Genomic DNA, 20,356 nt, shown 5'->3' with positions numbered 1-20,356 from the left:
AGAGCTTGATCGCGTGGATCTTCTTGCCCTGCCGAATGAGTTCGTCGATTTCGTCATAGGGTGTCGCCGGGCCTGGGCGATCACATCGTCGATGCCGACCTCCGCGCGCTCGTGAGGTGGCCAGGGCGCATATCGCGGGCTATCTCGAATCCGCGCCGCATCAGGCGGCAAATATGCGACGCTTCGGTTTCGGCGACGAAGATATCCTCGGTGGTCCCAGCTCGCGGCTGGTGGATTCGGTTGCGGCGTATGGGGATATCGAGGTGATCGGCGATCGTGTTCGGCAGCACCTGGATGCCGGGGCCGATCACGTGTGTCTACACGTGGTCACCGCCGATCCGACGGAGCTGCCGCTGCCGCAATGGCGTGAGCTCGCCACGCTTGCCCGGGAATCAGCTGCTATCCGGTAGTCCGTTGCGGGGCAACCGCCCCCGCGTAGCCACAGCAGAGCAGGACCGCGATGAGCGGAACGACCATTGCGGCGGTGAGTGGGACCAGGGCGGTCAGCCAGCCGATGATGGAGGGGCCCGCGAGCAGGCCGAGGTAACCGAGGCTGAATACCCGCGACATATCGGTAGCCGCTGTAGTAGAGCCGAGATTGCCTGCGGCGGTGAAGATTTGCGGTATTCCGCCGGAGAGGCCGAGGCCGCACATCGCCCAGCCGAGGAGCGTCAGCGGCACCCAGCTCGACGCCATGATAAGGACCAATCCGAATGCGGCGACCAAGGTGCCGTAGCGGACGACGGCGACGCGGCCGAAGGCACCCGCGACGCGGTCGGCGGTGAATCGGCCCGCGGTCATGGTGCAGGAGAATGCGCCGAATGCCAGTGCGGCGGTGGCATCGTCGACATCGAGGTGGTCGCGGACCTGCAGGGCGCTCCAGTCGGCGGCGACGCCCTCGGTGAGGAGTAGGGCGAAGGCGATTGCGGCCAGCGCCCAAACTTTTCGGGAGCGATTCGGTGTTGTCGACCGGGCTGTTCCGCCATCATGCGGTGCCGCTTCGGACCCACGACCGTGGTCCATGCTTTCCGGAATGTGGTCGTGTGGGCCACTTTCCAGGGGTGCGTCCGAATTCGCGTCTCGTGCCACCGATCCGGTGTCGGCCAGCAGGCGTGGCACCAGCGCGGCGGTAATCGCCAACCCCGCCACCGCCGCGAGCGACAAGCTCAGGCGCACATCCCATCCCGCGCCCTGAGCAGCCGCACCCAGCAGCGAGCCGAGGAATCCACCACCGGAGAACAAGGCGTGGAACGCCGACATGATCGGTCGGTCATAGGCCCGCTCGACATGCACCGCTTGGGTATTCATCGAAACGTCGAGCGCGCCGTTGCCGAAACCGAAGCAGGCCAACGCGATCGCCAGGCTGACCGGTCCGGTCGCCAGTCCGGGGCCGAGCACGGATATCGAGACGATCATCGCGGCGGCCGCGACCACGGTCCGGCTGCCGAATCGGTCGGCGAGCGGGCCCGCGATGCGCATGCCGACGATGCCCGCACCGGCCAGCATGAGAATGAACATGCCGAGCGTGGAATGCGCGATACCGGTTCGATCGGTAATGGCCGGGATGTGTACCACCCACATGGCCAGTAGGAAACCGTTCAACGCGAACACCACGAATACCGCGGCGCGTGCTATCGGTATCTGCGGATCGATCGTCGTGGTCGCCACCGATTCGACGGTACCGCGTCGAGCGCGTTCTCGCGGCCGCATGGGGAGCCGGTCCGGGACATCGTCGTCCGAGGGCCCGGCTCCGCGGATCTCGCCATTGAGATCGGGCGTCCGTGCGGCGGTCTCATTTTCTACAACCGCCTACTCGCTGGAGATGTTCCAAATTCCGGCGGCCGCAGTCTCGGCGGCGTAATCCCGGAAATCTTTCGGGTCCCGGCCGAGCGCACGCTGGACGCCGTCCGCGGTCTTGGAGTTCCTGCCGTCCAGGATTGTGCCGAACAGGTAGTCGAGCAGGCTGACGACGTCGGCGGGAACCTGGTACTCGGTCAGTGCCGCAACGAAATCCGTGCGGGAGATCGGGATGAAGGTGACTTCGCGTCCGGTCGCCGACGCGATCTCCGCGACGGCTTCGGAGAACGTCAACGACCTGGGTCCGGTCAGTTCGTAGAGTTCGCCGCTGTGCCCGTCCTCGGTCAACGCGGCGACCGCGACATCGGCGATGTCGTCGGCATGCACGAACGGTTCCGGCACATCGCCATTGGGCAGCGCAACCTCACCCGCGAGCACATACTCCAGGAATGCGCCTTCGCTGAAGTTCTGTGCGAAGAAGCTGCAGCGCACGATGGTCCAGTCGAGCCCCGAACCCCGCACGATCTGCTCACACGCCACGGCCTCCGGTTCGCCGCGGCCGGACAGCAGCACGAGTTTGCGCACACCGTTGACCTTGGCCGCATTGATGAATGCGCGGATGGTCTCGGGCGCACCCGGCACCGCCAGATCCGGCTGGAAGGCGATGTACACCGCGTCCACGCCGAACAGGGCCGGTGTCCACGTGCTGCGGTCGGCCCAGTCGAAGGGGATCTCGGCCGCGCGCGAACCGATCCGGATCGGATGACCGGCCTGCCGGAGCCGGGTCGCGACGCGGCTGCCGGTCTTGCCCGTACCGCCGGTGACGAGGATGAGGCGCTGGTGGGAGGTGCTGTTTGTCATGTTTCCAGTACATCGGCGCGGCGCGCGACGAAACATAGTTCAGCGACTCGTGATCATGCGCCAGCGTCTACTGTTTGTGGTGTGGATGCGCTCGCCAGTCTGCTCGAAGGTCCACGCGCCCGAGGTGCGTTCGTCATGTGTTCACTGCTCGACCCGCCGTGGTCGCTGCGCATCCAGGATCGGGCGCCGCTGACGGTGGTGTCGATGGTCCGCGGCACAGCCTGGATCATGACCGATGCGGCGGGCAGTAAGCCGCGGCAAGTGAGCGCGGGCGATATCGCGATCTTCCGCGGTCCCGATCCGTATACGGTCGCCGACGATCCGGCCACCGCACCGCAGATCTTCATCGATCCAGGCAATATCACCAAGACGGCCGACGGTGAAATCCTCTGCGAGACATTGAGTCTCGGTGTGCGCCAGTGGGGCACCGATGCGGACGGCGCCACCCTTATGGTCACGGGCACCTATGAGTCCGCGGGCGCGGCGAGTCAGCGGCTGTTGCGTGCTCTTCCGCCGGTAATCATCTTGCGGCGCGGCGATTTCGACACCCGGCTGCTCGACATCCTGGTCGACGAAGCCACCAAGGACGAGCCCGCACAGGGTGTCGTTCTGGACCGGCTGCTCGATATGGTGCTGATCGCGGCCCTGCGTGCCTGGTTCGCCCGCAATGACGCGCCCGCCTGGTATCACGCCTACAGCGATCCGCTGGTCGGCAAGGCGCTGCGGCTGTTGCAGCACAATCCGGCGCACGGCTGGACGGTCGCCAGCCTGGCGGAGGCGGTCGGCGTCTCGCGCGCCGCGCTGGCCCGCCGGTTCACCGATCTGGTCGGTGAACCGCCGATGGCTTTCCTCACCGAATGGCGGCTGGCCCTGGCCGCCGACCTGCTGCAGGAATCCGATGCCACCATCGAATCCATTGCCCGCCAGGTCGGCTACGGCAGCGCGTTCGCACTGAGCACGGCATTCAAACGCCACTTCGGTGTGAGTCCGCGCGACCACCGGCAGGGCAGCACCCCGGCTGAGCTATCGTCGGCCGGGTGACGCAGCAGTATCCGGTCCTCTGGCCGATGCCGACCCGGTGGGCCGATAACGACCACTACGGCCACGTGAACAACGTGACGTACTACTCGTACTTCGACACCGCGGTCAACGCCTGGCTCATGCACGCCACCGGCACGGATATCCGCGAACTGCCCGCCCTCGGCGTGGTCGCCCAGACCTCCTGCCAGTACCACGGCTCGCTCAGCTTTCCGGACCAACTCCAGGTAGGCCTGCGCATCTCCCGCCTCGGCCGCTCCAGCATCACCTACGACCTGGCCATCTTCCGAGAATCCGAAGATGGTCTGGAACTAGCCGCCACCGGCACCTTCGTCCACGTCTACGTAGACAACGAAACCCGCAAACCAGTAGAAATCCCCGAAGTAATCCGCACCGCCGCAACAGCCCTGGTCACCGACTGAACCTGCGGGGCGCCGAAGACATTGTGGGACAGTCTCCATGGCTGATCAGCGCGTATTGACGGCTGCGGTGCGCCAGGAAGAGGACTGGTATGTCGCGCAGTGCCTCGAGGTCGATGTAGCCAGTCAGGGCCAGACGATCGAGGAGGCCCTGACGAATCTCCGGGAAGCGGTCGCTCTCTACCTGGCCGAGGCACCCGAGCCCCAGCTAACCGCCACTCCATTGGTGACTTCATTCCAGGCTCGCCTCGATCCTCCGGCAGGGCGGAATGACAGCCACCGAATTCCTCAACCTGCTGTAGGTCCTTCCGTCCTAGGCGCAGAACTCGCCGACCATGCCGCCGGATCAGGCCCGTAGCGAGCGATCGGCGGATCCGGCCAGGCGATCCAGCAGTGGAGCCGTGCGCGGTCCGACGAATTGCTGCATCACCAATGCCATATTGGTGCGTTCCACCCCGGGAATCTTCAAGATCTGCCCGGCGATCCGGTACAGATCGTCCGCATCCTGTGCCACTACGCGCACGGTGAGATCGGTCAGCCCGGTCATGCCGCACACCTCGGTCACCTCCGGCACCCGGGCCAGTTCGGCGACCACCGAATCCAATCGGTGCTGATCGACGACGACGGCGACGAAGGCCGCCAGCGGGTAGCCCAGCGCCTGCGGTTGCACTCGACGTTCGAAGCTGGCGAGCACACCGGCAGCCTCCCAGCGCGACAACCGCGCCTGCACGGTATTGCGGGACAACCCGAGCCGGGTCGCCAGCTCGACACCGGTCGCGCGTGGGTTGGCGACCAGCTCGAGCAACAGTCGCGCGTCGGTGGCGTCCAAGGTCACGTCGGCGGGTTCTCTACTGGTCATACAACGCAGTATGACATCAGTTCGCCGGAGGGATTTGGGCATTCTGCTTACTCGCGTCTCGACCACTTGCGCACTTCGCCTACTCGTGGATGCTAAGTGATATAGGGCACACCAGCCCTGCGCTCATGGTCAGGAGGCGATCCCGAATGACGAACAAATCCGACTATCCGGTTCAGTTGGTACAACCCGACGGCCGCCGCGTATTCGACCGAGAACACGCGGCCCTGATCGGCGATATCGGGCCCGCCCAGCTGCGCGCGATGTACACGGACCTGGTCGTGACCCGCCGGATCGACACCGAGGCAACCGCTCTGCAACGCCAGGGCCAGCTCGGACTGTGGGCGCCGATGATCGGGCAGGAGGCCGCCCAGGTCGGCTCGGCATACGCGTTGCGCCCCGACGACTACGTCTTCTGCAGCTACCGCGAGCACGCCGTCGCCTACTGCCGCGGCGTCCGTCCCGCCGAACTCACCCGGATGTGGCGCGGGGTCGCGCATTCCTGCTGGGATCCCGAAGCGGTCAATATGACCAACCCGAATATCATCGTCGGCTCGCAGGGCCTGCACGCGACCGGTTACGCCTACGCCGCCCACCTCGACGGCGCGGAGATCGCGACCATCGCCTACTTCGGTGACGGCGCCTCGAGTCAGGGCGATCTCGCCGAGGCACTGGGCTTCGCCGCGAGCTGGAGCGCGCCGGTCGTCTTCTTCTGTCAGAACAACCACTGGGCGATCAGTTCCCCCGTCCGCATCCAGAGCGCGACCCCGATCGCGCGGCGCGCCTACGGTTATGGAATTCCCGGCCTCCAGGTCGACGGCAATGATGTGCTCGCCGTCCTCGCGGTCACCAGGCAGGCCGCCGTCCGTGCCCGCACCGGTGGCGGACCGTCGTTCATCGAGGCGCTCACCTATCGGATGGGTCCGCACACCACCGCGGACGACCCGACGCGCTACCGCTCCGCCGCCGAGACCGAGGAGTGGGCGCGCCGCGATCCGATCGCCCGGCTGCGCAAGCTGCTGGAACGAGAGTCCCTATGGGACAACGCATTCGAGCGTCATGTCGATGCGAGCGCCGACGAAGTCGCGCAACAGGTGCGCGCCGCGACCATCGATATGCCGGATCCGGCGCCGACACAGCTGTTCGATCACGTCTATGCCACCCCGCATCCGCTGATCACCCAGGAGCGGAGCGAGTACGCGGAGTATCTGGCCGGCGATCCCGGTGAGGCCGCGCGACCGGAAGGAGTCCCCACATGATCACGACCTTCGCCGCAGCGCTCAATGCCGGGCTGCGGCGGGCTATGGACGAGGATCCGAAAGTCGTTCTGATGGGCGAGGATATCGGGCGCCTCGGCGGGGTCTTCCGGGTAACCGATACGCTGCAAAAGGATTTCGGAAACCACCGTGTCATCGACACGCCGCTGGCCGAATCCGGCATTGTCGGAACGGCTTTCGGTATGGCGCTGCGCGGCTACCGGCCGGTCTGCGAGATTCAATTCGACGGCTTCGTCTATCCGGCCTTCGACCAGATCGTTTCGCACGTCGCCAAGATCCACTACCGGACGCAGGGAAAGGTGACCGCGCCCATCACGATTCGCATTCCGTTCGGCGGTGGAATCGGTTCGGTGGAGCATCACTCCGAGTCGCCGGAGGCGTATTTCGCCCATACCGCGGGACTGCGCGTCATGACGCCGAGCAATCCCGTCGACGCGTATTTCATGATCCGCCAGGCGATCGCGCTCGATGATCCGGTGATCTTCTTCGAACCCAAGCGGCGCTACTGGGATAAGGCCGAGGTCGATTTCGATGCCGAGGCCATACCGCTGGACCGCGCCCGCGTCTGCGTCAGCGGTACCGATGCCACCGTCCTCGCCTACGGCGGCACCGTGGCCTCGGCCATTACCGCCGCGAAAATCGCTGCCGAGGAAGGGCATTCGCTCGAGGTGATCGATCTGCGCAGTTTGTCGCCGATCGATTTCGACACCGTCGAGGCCTCGGTGGCCAAGACCGGCAGGTTGATCGTGACGCACGAAGCGCCGGTCTTCGGCGGGCTCGGCGCCGAGATCGCCGCCCGGATCACCGAGCGCTGCTTCTACTACCTGGAGGCGCCGGTGCTGCGCGTCGGTGGCTTCGACATCCCCTACCCCCCGGCTAAGCTCGAAAAGCACCACCTGCCCGATCCGGACCGCATCCTGGCCGCGGTCGATCGCTCACTCGCCGCCTGACTACCGCTCACTGAGAGGTGCCCCAGTGGAAGATCGTGCCCCCGAGGATGGTCAGGGCAATATCCTGGAATTCCGGCTACCCGATCTCGGCGAGGGACTGGCCGATGCCGAGTTGGTGTCGTGGTCGGTGGGCGTCGGCGATACCGTGCAGCTGAATCAGACGATCGCCGACGTGGAGACGGCCAAGGCGGTGGTCTCGCTGCCGTCGCCGTTCTCGGGCACGGTGATCGAATTGCTCGCTCAGCCCGGTGAGACGGTTGCGGTGGGGGCGCCGCTGATCCGGGTGCGCAATGATCTGGCGGTCGCGCAGGAGGGGGCGAACGGGCGGACGTCGGTGCTGGTCGGATACGGGCCCGAAGATGAGACGGTGTCCCGGCGGCGCAGAAGGGTTGCGGAACCGACCGCGCCGCGGGAGGGTTCGGCCGCTGAGCCGGTCGAGTCGGGAATGGCCAGGGCTGCGGCGACCCCCGGTGCGCGCAAACTCGCCAAGGAACTCGGCATCGACCTCTGGTACGTCGCGGGTTCGGGCCCCGACGGTGCGGTCACGGTCGAGGACGTGCGCGGCGCGGTCCCGGTATCGCAGCCGCGCGCCGCGGCGACCCGTACCGACGGCCCGGCCGCGCCGCCGACGCCATCGGTCACCGATCCGAACGCGGGCATCATCCGCCCCGCGACCCGCGAGGAACGCACGCCGATCAGCGGTATCCGCAAACGCACCGCGGCCGCCATGGTGGCGAGCGCGCGCACCATCCCGCAGGCCAGCACGTTCGTCACCATCGACTTCACCGCATCGATGGAACTGCTGGACCACCTGCGCACCACCAAATCCTTCGAGGGCCTGACGCTGACACCGCTGGCCCTGGTCACCAAATCCGTTCTCGCCGCCCTCGTGGAATATCCCGGTATCAACGCATTCTGGGACGAGGCGAATCAGCAGATCGTCACCAAGCACTATGTGAATCTCGGTATCGCGGTCGCCACCGAACGCGGCCTGCTGGTGCCCAATCTCAAGGAAGCCCAGGCATTGAGCCTGCGCGACCTGTGCCGGGAGATCGGCTGGCTCGCCGAGACGGCGCGTTCGGGCAGCGCCACCCCGGCCGACCTGCGCGGCGGCACCTTCACCATCACCAATGTCGGCGTCTTCGGTGTCGACGCCGGTGTTCCGCTGGTCAATCCGAGTGAGGCCGCGATCCTGTGCCTCGGCTCGATTCGCAAGCGCCCGTGGGTATTCCGCGACGAACTCGCCATCCGGTGGGTCACCACCATCGGCATCAGTTTCGACCACCGGATGATCGACGGTGAGCTGGCGGCGCGCTTCCTCGCGACCGTAGCCGGATTGCTCGAGGATCCGCTCACGCTATTGGGCCGTATGTAGTTACGCCCCCGGGTCGCCGTAGTGCGCGGCGATGTCTTCGGAGCCGCTCCATCGGCTGTAGGTCGGCGACTGCGGCCACCCCTCGGGCGAGTCCTGCCACTGCTCCTGCCGCCCGTACGGCAACACGTCGATCAGCGCGAAGCTGTGACTCAACTGCTCGGTGCCGCGGCCGTTGGTGTGCCAGGTGCGATAGACCGTGTCGCCGTCGCGCAGGAATACGTTGACCGCGAATCCGCCGCCGGGCGGTGCGCCGACGTCGGTGCCGAATGCACTGTTCGCCGTGGAGTACCAGGCCATTTTGTTCCCGACCCGCCGCTTGTACGCGAGTGCCTCGTCGATCGGCCCCTGGGTGACGATGACGAACCGGGCATCGTAGTTGTCCAGGAACTCCAACCGGGTGAACTGCGAGGTGAACCCGGTACAACCACCGCACTGCCACTTCTCGCCCGGGAACCACATGTGGTTGTAGACGATCAGCTGTGGCTTACCGTCGAAGATATCCGCCAGCCGGATCGATCCCTCCTCGCCCTCGAGGGTGTATTCGGGCATTTCGACCATCGGCAGGCGCCGGCGCTGGGCGGCGATCGCATCGAGTTCTCGGGTCGCTGCCTTCTCCCGGACACGCAGCTCATCGAGTTGGCGTTGCCAGGTGTCGGCATCGACGACGGGCGGCAGGGTATTCATGAGAGTGTCCTCCCTGATCGTGTTGCGTTCGCAGATGTAGACGCGGCCCGGTCGCCGAACTAATCGGTCGCCGGAAAAATCCCTGAACTCGCCGAGATGGACCAGTTACTACCCCTTGGCACCACTTTCGGAACATACTGGTATATCCGCTGGTCATCGCATGAGAACCGCAGTTGGGCGTCAACGGAAAGCGGAGGGCAAAGCATGACGATTCTGCTCCAGGTACTCGAGCAGAGCTTCACGCCGACCACGCCGTGGGAACGGCGCAAATTCACCTTTGTCAATGCCGACAAGATCGTCGGCATGCGACTGGACGGACAGTCCGGTGTCTGGCTCGACCTGTCCCGGCCCGGTGAATCACAGCGGCTGGCCCGAACCCTGGACCCGCGTGACGCCGTCACGTTCCTGCTCACCACCTTCGCGAAGATCGCCGAGTGCGAGGAGCGCGGTGGTTCGTGGCTGATCGGACACGACGGCGCGCACACCGAGTCCATTGTGGCCACCAGATTCCCACCCCGGTCCAGTGAAGTCGCCAATGACGATTTGCTGGCTCGTGCCTGGCTGTAAGTCCTGACCGGCTCCGAGGCGCTCGAGCCGGGTTCTACGAATGTCGGTCCATACGGGTACATCTGGCACCGTGCATGCCGACATCCGACGATGGTTGCCTGCCCTGATCGCGGCGGCGATGTTCGCGCTGCCCGGATGCGCCGAGGTGAGCGGTGGACCGGTCGCGCCGGCATCTGGCAGCGGGGAGGGTGAACTCGGCCCGACCCGGGTCCAGCTCGAGCAACTGTTGGCGTCGGTACGGGTCGTTGCGACGCGGGGACATCCCGGCGGCTACGACCGCGGATGCAAGGAAGGTCAGCGGTGCGCATTCGGACCGTCCTGGACCGATGACTACGACGGCCCCGGCGGTCACGACGGCTGCGATACCCGCAACAACATACTGAGCGCGCAGCTGACCGGGGTGAGCTTCCGGCCGGGCACCCACGACTGCGTGGTCACCGCGGGCACGCTCGACGATCCGTACACCGGCAAGCGGATCGCCTTCAGCAAGGCCGACGCGGGCGACATCCAGATCGACCATGTCTATCCGCTGGCCGCGGCCTGGGATATGGGTGCGGTGTCCTGGCCGCTCGAGCGGCGGGTGCGTTTCGCCAACGATATCGACGTGAATCTGCTGGCCACAGCAGCGAGTGCGAACCAGGCCAAGGGTGATAGCACACCGTCCGAATGGACGCCGCGCACGAACCATTGTTTCTATGCGGGCAAATATCTGACGGTCGCGGTCCAGTACGACCTACCGGTGACCGCTGCGGACAATGCCGTGCTGAACGACATTGCCCGCTCGTGCCCGTAGCGAGCTATGCCCCGGTGGCGACCGGGCGTTTCGGGTCGTTCGACCACTGCGACCACGAGCCCGGATACAGTGCCGCCTCGATGCCTGCGGCGGCGAGTGCGGCGATCTGGTGGGCGGCGGTCACACCGGATCCGCAATAGACCGCGACCGGCCCGGACCCGAATGCGGCGAAGCGATCTTGCAAAACGTCTAGGCTACGGAACCGTCCGTCGGCGTCGAGGTTCTCCGCGGTCGGTGCGCTGATCGCGCCCGGAATGTGGCCCGCCTGCGGATCGACCGGCTCCACCTCGCCGCGGTAGCGTTCGCCCGCGCGTGCGTCGAGCAGTACGCCGGACCATTTGGCGGCCGCATCGGCATTGATGACCTGCAGCTGCCCCGGATTCACCTCGACGTCACCGAGTTCGGGATCGTCCTCCTCGCCGGAGGCGATCGCACCGCCCGAACCGGTCCACGCGGGCAGACCGCCGTCGAGAATCCGCACGTCCGCGATCCCGGCCCAGCGCAGCAGCCACCAGGCCCGCGCCGCCGCCATGCCGCCCGTCGCGTCGTAGACGACCACCGGATCGCCGGTCCGCAAACCCCAGCTGCGTGCGCATTTTTCGAGCTGCGCGGGATCGGGCAGCGGATGCCGCCCGCGCGCGGGGGACGGCGGCGCGGCCAGTTCGGTCTCCAGATCGACGAAGACCGCGCCCGGAATATGTCCGTCCAGATAATGCTGCGGGCCGTCCGGATCACCGAGCGCCCACCGCACATCGAGTAGACGAACCCGCTTGTCCGCCAATACTTCCCGAAGCTCATCCGCCGAGATCAGTACCGCGCTCAACAAAGCTCTGTTCCGCCTCTCTGTTCCGCCTCCCCGAATATTCAGGCCATACTAGTAAGAGCCGCTATGCCTGCGTACAGGTCCTGCGTCATGTGCCACATCAGTTTTGGGTGTACCCGACGAGTTACCCATGTACACGCCGAATCAGTTGGTACGTCCACGTTCGAATCGAGTGCGGTTTCGGCGATTCACCCTAGCTGGATGCCACGCAATTCAGTCCAGTTTCCGGGGACTGGCTGTGACAACTGGACTGATGACCGGGGAGGATTCCAGAAATGTCCAGGCTTTCCCCGGCGCTCGCCGACACCCCGACACCGGTCCACCGTGAGGCGCGGCTCGCGCAGCCGGTCGGTGCCGGTGTCGTCACCGCGCTGGTCGGATTCACCAGCTCATTCGCGGTGGTGCTGAGCGGGCTGACGGCGGTCGGGGCCACCCCGGCACAGGCGGCGTCCGGACTGCTCGTGCTCTGCCTCACGCTGGCCATCGGGATGATGCTGCTCAGTTATCGGTATCGGTTGCCGATCACACTGGCCTGGTCGACGCCGGGTGCGGCACTGCTCGCCGGCACCGGTTCGGTCGCCGGTGGCTGGGCCGCTGCAGTCGGGGCGTTCGCGATAACCGGTGTACTGATCGCGATCACCGGACTGTGGCAGCGGCTCGGCAAGCTGGTGGCCGCGATTCCGGTGGAGATCGCGCAGGCCATGCTCGCCGGTGTGCTGCTGCCGCTGTGTCTCGCGCCGGTGAAGGCCGTGCAGGCCAGTCCGGCGGTGGTGGTGCCGGTGATCGTGGTGTGGCTGGTGCTGCAGCGATTCGCCAAGCGCTCGGCGGTGATCGCGGCCTTCGTGACCGCGGCGATCGGGGCGGGGATCAGTATCGCGGTGCAGCACAAGCATCTCGATCTCGCGGCGATGCGCCCCTCGCTCGAACTGACAGTGCCGCACTGGAGTTGGCAGGCGATGATCGGTATCGCCATTCCGCTCTACATCGTCACCATGGCCTCGCAGAACATTCCGGGCACCGCCGTGATGAAGTCCTTCGACTACCAGGTCCCTTGGCGCGCTTCGATGTCCGTCACCGGTATCGGCACGATCCTGGGTGCACCGGCCGGTGGGCATGCCATCAACCTGGCCGCGATCAGTGCCGCGCTTTCGGCCGCCCCCGCCGCCCATCCGGATCCGAAGCGCCGCTGGATCGCGGCCTGCACCGCGGGTGCCTCCTATCTGATTCTCGCCCTCGGCTCGGCGGCGCTGGTCACGCTGATCGCCACCGCGCCCAAGGGCACGCTGGAAACCGTTGCGGGCCTTGCCCTGCTGGCGACTCTCGCGGCCGCCCTTGCCGGTGCCCTGAAATCCGAACAGCATCGCGAGGCGGGTGTGGTCACCTTCCTGATCGCCGCGTCCGGTGTCGGGTTCCTCGGCATCGGTGCGGCCTTCTGGGCACTGGTCGTCGGTCTTGTCGTGCGCAAGGTCCTCGCCCATCGCCAAGACTCGTGAGAAGTTGTCGGTACCCGCCGATACGCTGCGCCGCATGAAAGCAATCGGCACGTTCTCTGTCGCCTCCTTCACTCCAACCGATGTCGTGCCGGATCCGGCCATCACCACCGCACTGCCGGTCGGCATCGCGCAGATCGAGAAGGAATTCGCGGGCGAGATCACCGGTCGGTCGGCGACCCTGTTCACCGCCGCCTTCGACCAGGCGACGGGCGCGGGGACGTATGTCGCCATGGAATCGTTCGAGGGCGCACTGCACGATCGCGCGGGCAGCTTCAACTTCGCGCATTCGGCGACCACCCTCGGCACCGACCGCACCGCCGAGTTCTTCACCATCGTGCCGACCAGCGGCACCGGTGAGCTGACCGGTATCACCGGCACTGGCGGTCTCACGGTCGACACCGACGGTGTGCACCAGATCTGGTTCGATTACGAACTCGACTGAGCGGCGGGCGAGGATGGCCGCAGCGTCTGTCGGGCCCGCCTGATTGGATGGGGTGATGCTGCACGGTCTGTGGTCGCCGGGATCGGGCTTGCTGCTCTGGCAGGAGGCCCCGGTCGCGCTACCCGAACCGTTGGGCGGGGTGCTGACGGCGTCGAAGTTCCGGCATCGGGCGCAGGTGCTGGTCAGCGGGTCGCAGGGGGCGACCGAGCAGGTCAGGGCGCATGCGATGGTGCCGGCGGCGGCCGCGGTCGCGCTGCGACAGCGGCTACCGGTCGATGCGGTTTCGGGGGATCTGCGGTTTCTCGCGCATGTGGCGCACGGTGTCGAGCGGTGGGTGCGGGCCGGACGGGTGGTGCCCGAACTGCGGCGCGACGACGGGCAGTGGTGGGTGCGCTGGCGGTTGGTCGGCGGCGAGCGTCAGCGTGCCTGGCTGGCGGAGTTGGCGGTGGCTATGCCGCCCGCATTGCGCGTCGCGGGGAAGCCGGGGATGCTGCTCGAGGATATGGTCACCGAACTCGCCGATCCGATCGTCCGGGAGTTGATGGATCCGCCGGCATCGGCGCATCCGCTGGTGGCCGCACTCATCGATGACGTCGCCCTGGACGGCGGCAGCCATCAGCTGGCCGAGGTGCTGGAACGCTGGCGGGCGAGTCTGACCGGGGACGAGCCCGAGTTGGTGCTGCGGCTGCTGGAGCCCGAGGGTGATATCGCGCTCGGCGAGGCCGATACCGATGACGTGGTGGCGCTGTGGCGGCTGCAGGTCTGTCTGCGCGCCGATGGTGAAGCGCCGAATCCGGTTCCGCTGCTGGGTGATCCGGTGCTGGTCCGCACCGCGATCGAGAAGCTGGGGGAGGCGACGCGGGCCTATCCGCGCCTGCGCGACCTGCCGAACGATCCGCAGTCGATGGACCTGCTGCTGCCGACCGAGGTGGTTGCGGACCTGGTCGAACACGGTGCACATGCGCTGCAGGCGGCGGGTGTTCGGCTGCTGCTGCCGCGCGCTTGGAATATCAGCGCCCCGACCATGCGGCTGCGCGTGGAGAGCGGCGTACCCGCCGCCGAGAGCACCGTCGGCATGCGCGGACTCGTCTCCTACCGCTGGGAACTCGCTCTCGGCGATACCGTGCTGTCCAAGGCCGAGATGGAACGGCTGGTCCGCTCGAAATCGGATCTGGTGCAGCTGCGCGGCGAATGGGTGCAGGCCGACCACAAGGTGCTGGCCGCTGCCGCCCGCTATGTCGCCGCTCATCTCGACGACACCGAAATCACCTTCGCCGATCTGGTCGGCGAACTCGTCACCGGCCATGTCGAGAAGGTTCCGATCACCGAGGTGAGCGCAACCGGTTGGGCCGCAGACCTTTTGGACCAGACCCGTGACCCGGTTCCGGTGAGTGCGCCGGTCGGCTTGAAGGCGCAGCTGCGGCCGTATCAGGAGCGTGGATTGGCTTGGCTCGCCACCATGAGCCGCTACGGGGTGGGCGGAATCCTGGCCGATGACATGGGCCTGGGTAAGACCGTGCAGGTCTTGGCCCTGCTCGTGCACGAGCGCGAGGGGACCGACGGCTGCGGACCGACGTTGCTTGTGAGCCCGATGTCGGTCGTCGGCAACTGGCAGCGCGAGGCGGAGCGATTCGCCCCCGATCTGCGGATTTTGGTGCACCACGGTGTCGGCCGCAAGTCGGGCGCGGATCTGGACGAAGCCGTTGCGGACGCGGATCTGGTGATCACCACCTATTCGCTCCTGGCAAGGGACGCAGCTGAATTGGCGCGGCAGCAGTGGGATCGCGTGGTGCTCGACGAGGCGCAGCACATCAAGAACGCGGGGACCAGACAGGCGAAGGCGGCGCGGGCACTACCTGCCCGACATCGGTTGGCGCTCACCGGAACTCCAGTGGAGAACCGCCTCGAAGAATTGCGCTCGATTCTGGACTTCACGATGCCGAAGGTGCTCGGTAGCGCACAGACTTTCCGTGCCCGGTTCGCCGTGCCGATCGAACGCGATCGGGACGAGAACGCCATCAGCCGGCTGCGCACCGTCACGCAGCCGTTCGTGTTGCGCCGGGTGAAAACCGATCCCGCCGTCATCAGCGATCTGCCGGAGAAACTGGAGATGACGGTGCGCGCCAACCTGACCGTGGAGCAGGCGGCCCTCTACCAGGCGGTCGTCGACGACATGATGGCCAAACTGAAGGATGCGAAGGGTATGGCGCGCAAGGGCGCGGTCCTCGGCGCGCTGACCAGGCTCAAACAGGTCTGCAACCATCCCGCGCATTTCCTCGGCGACGGCTCCGGCGTGCTGCACCGCGGCAGTCACCGCTCCGGAAAACTCGCCCTGGTGGAGGACGTCCTCGATGCGGTGCTGGCAGATGGCGAGAAGGCATTGCTGTTCACCCAGTTCCGCGAATTCGGCGAGCTCGTCACGCCCTATCTGACCGAGCGCTTCGGTACGAAGATCCCGTTCCTGCACGGTGGTGTGCCGAAGAAGCACCGCGACACCATGGTCGAGCGCTTCCAGGAACCGGCCGGCCCACCGCTGATGCTGTTGTCGCTCAAGGCCGGTGGCACCGGCCTGAACCTCACGGCGGCCAACCATGTTGTGCACCTGGATCGTTGGTGGAATCCGGCCGTCGAGAACCAGGCCACCGACCGTGCCTTCCGGATCGGCCAGCAGCGAAATGTGCAGGTGCGCAAACTGATCTGCGTCGACACCATAGAGGAGAAGATCGACGAAATGATCAGCGGCAAACGCCAACTCGCCGATCTGGCCATCGGTGCGGGCGAGAACTGGATTACCGAATTGAGCACGGACGAACTGCACCGGCTCTTCGCCCTCGGCGCGGAGGCGGTCGGCGATTGAGTCCCTTCGAGGATTACCGCAAGTACGGCAAACGCCGCCCGGTGCGCGGCGGGGTCGAAGCACGCAGCCGCCGTGGCGGATTCGGACGCACCTGGTGGGGCAAGGCGCTGATCGAGGCGGTCGAGCAAATGGCCGAACCCGGTCGACTCGCCCGCGGCCGCACCTACGCCCGTGCCGGACAGGTCGTGAGCTATCGGATCGAACCCGGTGCGGTCACCGCGGAAGTCCAAGGGAGTCAGCCGCGCCCGTTCACTTCGGTATTCGCCATCCGGCCATTGCGCGATGAGGAGCTCGAACTGCTCATCGAGACCATCCGGACCACGCCGGGTGTACTGGCCGAAATCGCCTCCGGAGCGCTCCCGACGAGCCTAGGCGAGCATTTGCTCCCGACAACGGCCGCCGATCTCGACTTCTCCTGCACCTGCCCGGACCCCGGCTGGCCGTGCAAACATGTGGCCGCGGTCTGCTATCTGCTCGCCGAACGTCTTGATGAGCGTCCTCGCGAAATCCTCACCCTGCGCGGCCTCGACCTGGATACCCTCATCGTCGGCATCGAACGTGACACGACCCCGACAGTTTCCGACGACCCCTACGGCGACCGCATCCAATTGCCCGACCTCCCGAAGCTCGAATTCCGCCCCGCCATAGATGATCTGGACCCGACCTTGCTACGTCGCGCCATGCGCATGATCGCCGAGGACGAACCGACGGCCGCGGCTGGGCTGCGCGACATCCGCGCGCTCTACGAAGCCCTGGATCGCTGATCTCGGTTCAGTTAGTTGGTAGTGTCGGATGTGCAGCTTTGGTACAACTTCCGACGCGAAGGTGGTCGATACGCGCAGAGATTGGGTGCCCAAACAGTCCATGGCGATCCTCCGCGATAACCAAGCGGTGTACGTCGAGGACCTGTGTGTCAAGGGTCTGGCGCGGACGAGGTTAGCGAAGTCGGTTCACGATGCCGGGTGGGGCATGTTCACCCTGCCCGAACAGTTGCGCGTCCTCTGCCGTCGGGTGCTGTCATGATCGACGATCTGGGTGCGGCCGTGCGCATCGACCGCCCGGTGCGTCGGGTGGTGTCGCTGGTTCCGTCGCTGACCGAGGCCGTCGCGGTGAGTCGCCCCGAAGTCCTTGTCGCGGCTACGGATTGGTGCACACACCCCGCGGACCTGGACGTCGAGCGGGTTCGCGGCACCAAGAATCCGAATGTGCGCCGAATCATCGAGCTCGCACCGGATCTGGTGCTGTGCAATCAGGAGGAGAATCGCCGCCTCGATGTGGAGCGGCTGCGCGGTGCGGGAATCCCGGTGTGGGTCACCAGAATCGAAACGCTGGACGAGGGTTTCTCCTCGCTGCGCCGACTTTTCACCGAAGCGCTGAACGGTCCGGTGCCCGACTGGCTTGTCGAGGCCGAAATATCCTGGGCCGCACCATCTCCCGTGCCGCCACGAAGTACGGTCATTCCGATCTGGCGCAACCCCTGGATGGTCGTCGGCCACAATACCTTCACCGGCGACCTGGCGGCGCGCCTCGGCCTCCGGCTCGTGCACGTCGACCGCACCGAGCGCTATCCGCACGTTTCCGAAGACGAGCTGACCCGCGATGTCGAACTCGTCCTGCTCCCCGACGAGCCGTACGTATTCACCAGATCCGATGGTCCCGAGGCATTCCCTGGCTTGCCTGTCGCTTTGGTCGAAGGGCGCAGCCTCACCTGGTACGGCCCATCCCTGGCCACCGCCCGCGACACCCTGACCCGCCAAATCGCCGAAGCCTTCGTCCCTTGATCGAGCGGTACCAGCCGGGTCCGATCCCCGGGCCGCGAACCTTGCCCCTGCGTTTCGGCCCGGTTCAGGATTCGATTCGGTAGGTCCGTTGGGCGTTGGTTCGGAAGATCTGCTCGAGCTGATCGCGTCCGCCACCGTGCTCGGTGATTGCGGTGGCGATGAGCTCGGCGCTGTCGGCGATGCTCGTAATCGGTTTGTCCACTGGGAAATTGGAGCCCCACAGCAGGCGGTCCGCGCCGAAGACTTCGTAGGCATGTGCGACGAGCGGACGAATTCGATCCAGCAGCACCGGAATCGGTGTCGACGTGCCACGTGGTGGTACCGGGTGACCGAGGATCGGCATCATCAAGCCGCTGACTTTCGCGACCACATTGGGGCTTTCGGCGAGCGCGGTCAGATGGTCGCGCCAGCGGACGAATAGTTCCCGGCGCAGACTCGGATTCGTTCCGGTGTGTTTACCGACCGGGCCGAAAATCCCTGCGGGCGTGGCGAGATGGTCGAGCACGATCGGGACTTCCGGATAACGTTCGGCAAGCGCCGTCACATCGGGTAGCGCATGCGAATACACCCAGGCCTCGAAAGACAGCCCGCGCTCGGCAAGTGCCGCGAAACCATTGAGGAATTCCTTGGTGGTGAGTGCGCTCTCGTGCTCGGTATACGGCCGGACATCCGGATCGGGATGGTGCGCGACATGCGCGCGAATGCCGCGCACCAGCGGCGACGCGGCCACATGGGCATCGAGCAGCGCCGCGAAATCCGGTGCCGCCGGATCGGCATTCCCAATGATGGCGCCGAGCGCCGGATGGTCGCCGCCGAATGGCAGCCCGGCCACCCACTTCGTCTCATCAGCCCCGGCCAGCGCGCCCTTTCCGGTCCATCCGACCTCGATATGCACGATCGACTCGACCGGGACGCCGTCGGCATCCGCGCGGTAATTCGCGGGCAGATATGGATTCGCATAGGCGGTCGGATCCCCGACGAATTCCCGATCCCGGCGCGGCGCCACCCGCTTGGCCCAATCGATCGGAATGGGCAGCATCCGGAGCAACTTCGCCGTCTGGCTGAATTCGCGCGGCGTGCGGAACGGATCCCACTGATGAATATGGCTGTCGATAATCCGGATATTCGAGAGATCCATGTCCGCCGTCCCAACCACGCTGAAGGCCCTGACATCGCGATTGTCACACGCGTGCGGGCGGGCGCGTTCGGGTTCAGCGGGAACCGTAGGCGGACAGGAATGTCCGCACCGCCGCATCGGCGATATCGGCCTGCTCGGCGTCGCTCACCTCGCGGGTGCCGAGACGGGACCGGGCCTCCAGCGGCGCGGTGAGCAGGGCGAGCAGCTGTTCGGCGGCCTGTGCGGGATCGTTGGTCTGCAGCCGACCGGCCAGGGCGAGTCGGGCAAGTCGATCGGCCAGCGCCTCGGATATGTGTCGCGACGTGCGCTCCAGCACTGTGTCGGCCAGGTCCGGAAAGGCGGCGAGCTGCGCGTAGGTCAGCGCGCGCAGCGAACGGGCGCGCTCGCCCGAGCATTCCGCGAGCAGCGCGCGCGCCGTCGTGGTGAGGGCGGCGGACAGATCGTCGCCCGGCTCGCGCAGGCGATCGACGATCGCGAGGGTTTCGGCGGCCACCGTGTCGGCAGCGGCCAGCACGGCGTGCCGGAAGAGGGTCTGCTTGTCATTGAGGTGGTTGTAGACCGTCGGCTTGGCGACACCCGCCTCGTCCGCGATCTCCTGCACACAGGCCTTGTCGTAGCCGCGCCGCGCGAAGACGGTGAATGCGACGTCCAGGATCGCCTGCCGCTTATCGATGCGCCCGCGCGCCGCCGTCGTACCCGTCACCCCTGCATATTAGCGCCCGATTGAACTTATGGGTTCACTCTTGTGCATCTACCGGTGAGTTATCTAGATTGAACTCGCTGGTTCAAACAAGGAGGTATCCATGATCGTTCATCTGTTGCGCTTCGGCTTCCGTGAAGAGACCACCGAGGCGCAGAAGGCCGAGGTACTCGCGCTGATGAAGCGCACCGCATCGGTCGAATCGGTGTCGTTCGCGACCGTCGGCCAGAATCTCGGCGACGTGAGCGAAGGGCTGACCCATGCCTATTGCGTGGGCATCGAGGATCTGGACGCGATGGAGCGCTATATGCACGATCCGGTCCACCTCGCCGGTGATCCGCAGATCGTTCCGCACTTCCAGAAGATCGCCATCGGACCCGACGTATCGGATGAGCCGGATCCCGAACTGCGCGACAAGATCATGGCGCTGCACAACGCCAAGCTGGCGAAATATCCGGAGTGGGCACGTCAGATGGATTCGATTCCGGAGGTGCGAATCTTCTGA

At 66.1% G+C, this 20,356-nt stretch carries 22 protein-coding genes; 15 read left to right on the top strand and 7 right to left on the bottom strand.

Annotated elements, in window-relative coordinates:
* Nucleotides 1-116: 116 nt before the first annotated feature.
* Entirely contained in the window at nt 117-410 is a 294-nt protein-coding gene (locus ACZ60G_RS23515) for a hypothetical protein (RefSeq protein WP_465812261.1), read from the top strand.
* Here the strand turns inward: ACZ60G_RS23515 and ACZ60G_RS23510 are convergent.
* Both ACZ60G_RS23510 and ACZ60G_RS23505 read right to left on the bottom strand, forming a co-directional pair.
* The gene (locus ACZ60G_RS23510) at nt 400-1,710 is read right to left on the bottom strand and encodes an MFS transporter (protein ID WP_465812259.1); all 1,311 of its coding nucleotides are present in this window, start codon (nt 1,708-1,710) and stop codon (nt 400-402) included. The two genes, ACZ60G_RS23515 and ACZ60G_RS23510, sit on opposite strands and share 11 nt — an antisense overlap.
* 99 nt (nt 1,711-1,809) lie before the next feature.
* Entirely contained in the window at nt 1,810-2,658 is an 849-nt protein-coding gene (locus tag ACZ60G_RS23505; protein ID WP_465812257.1) for an NAD(P)H-binding protein, read from the bottom strand.
* Between the two features lie 81 nt (nt 2,659-2,739).
* Between ACZ60G_RS23505 and ACZ60G_RS23500 the strand changes: the two genes are divergently transcribed.
* Genes ACZ60G_RS23500 through ACZ60G_RS23490 form a run of 3 tightly spaced genes read left to right on the top strand, consistent with a single transcriptional unit; the run spans nt 2,740 to nt 4,473 of the window.
* On the top strand, nt 2,740-3,699 hold the full coding sequence (locus ACZ60G_RS23500) for an AraC family transcriptional regulator (RefSeq protein WP_465812255.1): 960 nt from the start codon (nt 2,740-2,742) through the stop codon (nt 3,697-3,699).
* 26 nt (nt 3,700-3,725) lie between these two features.
* A complete protein-coding gene (locus ACZ60G_RS23495) occupies nt 3,726-4,118 on the top strand; it encodes an acyl-CoA thioesterase (RefSeq protein ID WP_465812555.1) in 393 nt (130 codons plus the stop codon).
* A gap of 37 nt (nt 4,119-4,155) precedes the next feature.
* Nucleotides 4,156-4,473 carry a type II toxin-antitoxin system HicB family antitoxin gene (locus ACZ60G_RS23490; protein WP_465812253.1) on the top strand — a complete coding sequence of 106 codons (318 nt, stop codon included), beginning with the start codon at nt 4,156-4,158 and terminating at the stop codon, nt 4,471-4,473.
* On the opposite strand, the gene ACZ60G_RS23485 is transcribed toward ACZ60G_RS23490, so the two are convergent.
* The gene (locus tag ACZ60G_RS23485; RefSeq protein ID WP_387293998.1) at nt 4,462-4,974 is read right to left on the bottom strand and encodes an Lrp/AsnC family transcriptional regulator; all 513 of its coding nucleotides are present in this window, start codon (nt 4,972-4,974) and stop codon (nt 4,462-4,464) included. The genes ACZ60G_RS23490 and ACZ60G_RS23485 overlap by 12 nt on opposite strands.
* 146 nt (nt 4,975-5,120) lie before the next feature.
* Between ACZ60G_RS23485 and pdhA the strand changes: the two genes are divergently transcribed.
* Genes pdhA through ACZ60G_RS23470 form a run of 3 tightly spaced genes read left to right on the top strand, consistent with a single transcriptional unit; the run spans nt 5,121 to nt 8,573 of the window.
* On the top strand, nt 5,121-6,230 hold the full coding sequence (gene pdhA / locus ACZ60G_RS23480) for a pyruvate dehydrogenase (acetyl-transferring) E1 component subunit alpha (protein WP_465812251.1): 1,110 nt from the start codon (nt 5,121-5,123) through the stop codon (nt 6,228-6,230).
* On the top strand, nt 6,227-7,198 hold the full coding sequence (locus tag ACZ60G_RS23475; RefSeq protein ID WP_465812249.1) for an alpha-ketoacid dehydrogenase subunit beta: 972 nt from the start codon (nt 6,227-6,229) through the stop codon (nt 7,196-7,198). The genes pdhA and ACZ60G_RS23475 overlap by 4 nt, the downstream gene beginning before the upstream one ends.
* A gap of 25 nt (nt 7,199-7,223) precedes the next feature.
* The gene (locus ACZ60G_RS23470; protein ID WP_465812247.1) at nt 7,224-8,573 is read left to right on the top strand and encodes a dihydrolipoamide acetyltransferase family protein; all 1,350 of its coding nucleotides are present in this window, start codon (nt 7,224-7,226) and stop codon (nt 8,571-8,573) included.
* Here ACZ60G_RS23470 and ACZ60G_RS23465 read toward each other — a convergent pair whose 3' ends face one another.
* Nucleotides 8,574-9,257 (bottom strand): DUF899 domain-containing protein, encoded by a 684-nt coding sequence (locus tag ACZ60G_RS23465; RefSeq protein ID WP_465812245.1) that lies wholly within the window; start codon nt 9,255-9,257, stop codon nt 8,574-8,576.
* A 204-nt stretch (nt 9,258-9,461) separates the two neighbouring features.
* Between ACZ60G_RS23465 and ACZ60G_RS23460 the strand changes: the two genes are divergently transcribed.
* Both ACZ60G_RS23460 and ACZ60G_RS23455 read left to right on the top strand, forming a co-directional pair.
* Complete coding sequence (locus ACZ60G_RS23460) at nt 9,462-9,824, top strand: hypothetical protein (protein ID WP_040687025.1); 363 nt, start codon at nt 9,462-9,464, stop codon at nt 9,822-9,824.
* Between the two features lie 70 nt (nt 9,825-9,894).
* Nucleotides 9,895-10,617 (top strand): HNH endonuclease family protein, encoded by a 723-nt coding sequence (locus ACZ60G_RS23455; protein ID WP_465812243.1) that lies wholly within the window; start codon nt 9,895-9,897, stop codon nt 10,615-10,617.
* A 4-nt stretch (nt 10,618-10,621) separates the two neighbouring features.
* Here ACZ60G_RS23455 and ACZ60G_RS23450 read toward each other — a convergent pair whose 3' ends face one another.
* Nucleotides 10,622-11,440: a sulfurtransferase gene (locus ACZ60G_RS23450; RefSeq protein WP_465812241.1), complete on the bottom strand. Its 819-nt coding sequence runs from the start codon at nt 11,438-11,440 to the stop codon at nt 10,622-10,624.
* A gap of 275 nt (nt 11,441-11,715) precedes the next feature.
* Between ACZ60G_RS23450 and ACZ60G_RS23445 the strand changes: the two genes are divergently transcribed.
* From ACZ60G_RS23445 to ACZ60G_RS23425, 5 genes are all read left to right on the top strand, one after another.
* On the top strand, nt 11,716-12,933 hold the full coding sequence (locus tag ACZ60G_RS23445; RefSeq protein WP_465812239.1) for a benzoate/H(+) symporter BenE family transporter: 1,218 nt from the start codon (nt 11,716-11,718) through the stop codon (nt 12,931-12,933).
* Between the two features lie 34 nt (nt 12,934-12,967).
* The gene (locus ACZ60G_RS23440) at nt 12,968-13,375 is read left to right on the top strand and encodes a DUF3224 domain-containing protein (RefSeq protein WP_465812237.1); all 408 of its coding nucleotides are present in this window, start codon (nt 12,968-12,970) and stop codon (nt 13,373-13,375) included.
* Between the two features lie 55 nt (nt 13,376-13,430).
* Nucleotides 13,431-16,232 (top strand): DEAD/DEAH box helicase, encoded by a 2,802-nt coding sequence (locus tag ACZ60G_RS23435; RefSeq protein WP_465812235.1) that lies wholly within the window; start codon nt 13,431-13,433, stop codon nt 16,230-16,232.
* Entirely contained in the window at nt 16,229-16,996 is a 768-nt protein-coding gene (locus tag ACZ60G_RS23430) for an SWIM zinc finger family protein (RefSeq protein ID WP_465812233.1), read from the top strand. The genes ACZ60G_RS23435 and ACZ60G_RS23430 overlap by 4 nt, the downstream gene beginning before the upstream one ends.
* A gap of 255 nt (nt 16,997-17,251) precedes the next feature.
* Nucleotides 17,252-18,013 carry a helical backbone metal receptor gene (locus ACZ60G_RS23425; protein ID WP_465812231.1) on the top strand — a complete coding sequence of 254 codons (762 nt, stop codon included), beginning with the start codon at nt 17,252-17,254 and terminating at the stop codon, nt 18,011-18,013.
* Nucleotides 18,014-18,077: 64 nt separating this feature from the next.
* Here ACZ60G_RS23425 and ACZ60G_RS23420 read toward each other — a convergent pair whose 3' ends face one another.
* Both ACZ60G_RS23420 and ACZ60G_RS23415 read right to left on the bottom strand, forming a co-directional pair.
* The gene (locus ACZ60G_RS23420) at nt 18,078-19,151 is read right to left on the bottom strand and encodes an amidohydrolase family protein (RefSeq protein WP_465812229.1); all 1,074 of its coding nucleotides are present in this window, start codon (nt 19,149-19,151) and stop codon (nt 18,078-18,080) included.
* 73 nt (nt 19,152-19,224) lie between these two features.
* Nucleotides 19,225-19,854 carry a TetR/AcrR family transcriptional regulator gene (locus tag ACZ60G_RS23415; RefSeq protein ID WP_465812227.1) on the bottom strand — a complete coding sequence of 210 codons (630 nt, stop codon included), beginning with the start codon at nt 19,852-19,854 and terminating at the stop codon, nt 19,225-19,227.
* A gap of 100 nt (nt 19,855-19,954) precedes the next feature.
* Here ACZ60G_RS23415 and ACZ60G_RS23410 point away from each other — a divergent pair, with 100 nt between their 5' ends.
* Nucleotides 19,955-20,356 carry a Dabb family protein gene (locus ACZ60G_RS23410; protein WP_063046716.1) on the top strand — a complete coding sequence of 134 codons (402 nt, stop codon included), beginning with the start codon at nt 19,955-19,957 and terminating at the stop codon, nt 20,354-20,356.

It is taken from the genome of Nocardia sp. NPDC102475, assembly GCF_055584605.1.
The sequence above is the reverse complement of the archived record's forward strand: the minus strand, read 5'-3'. Positions and strand labels throughout refer to the sequence as shown.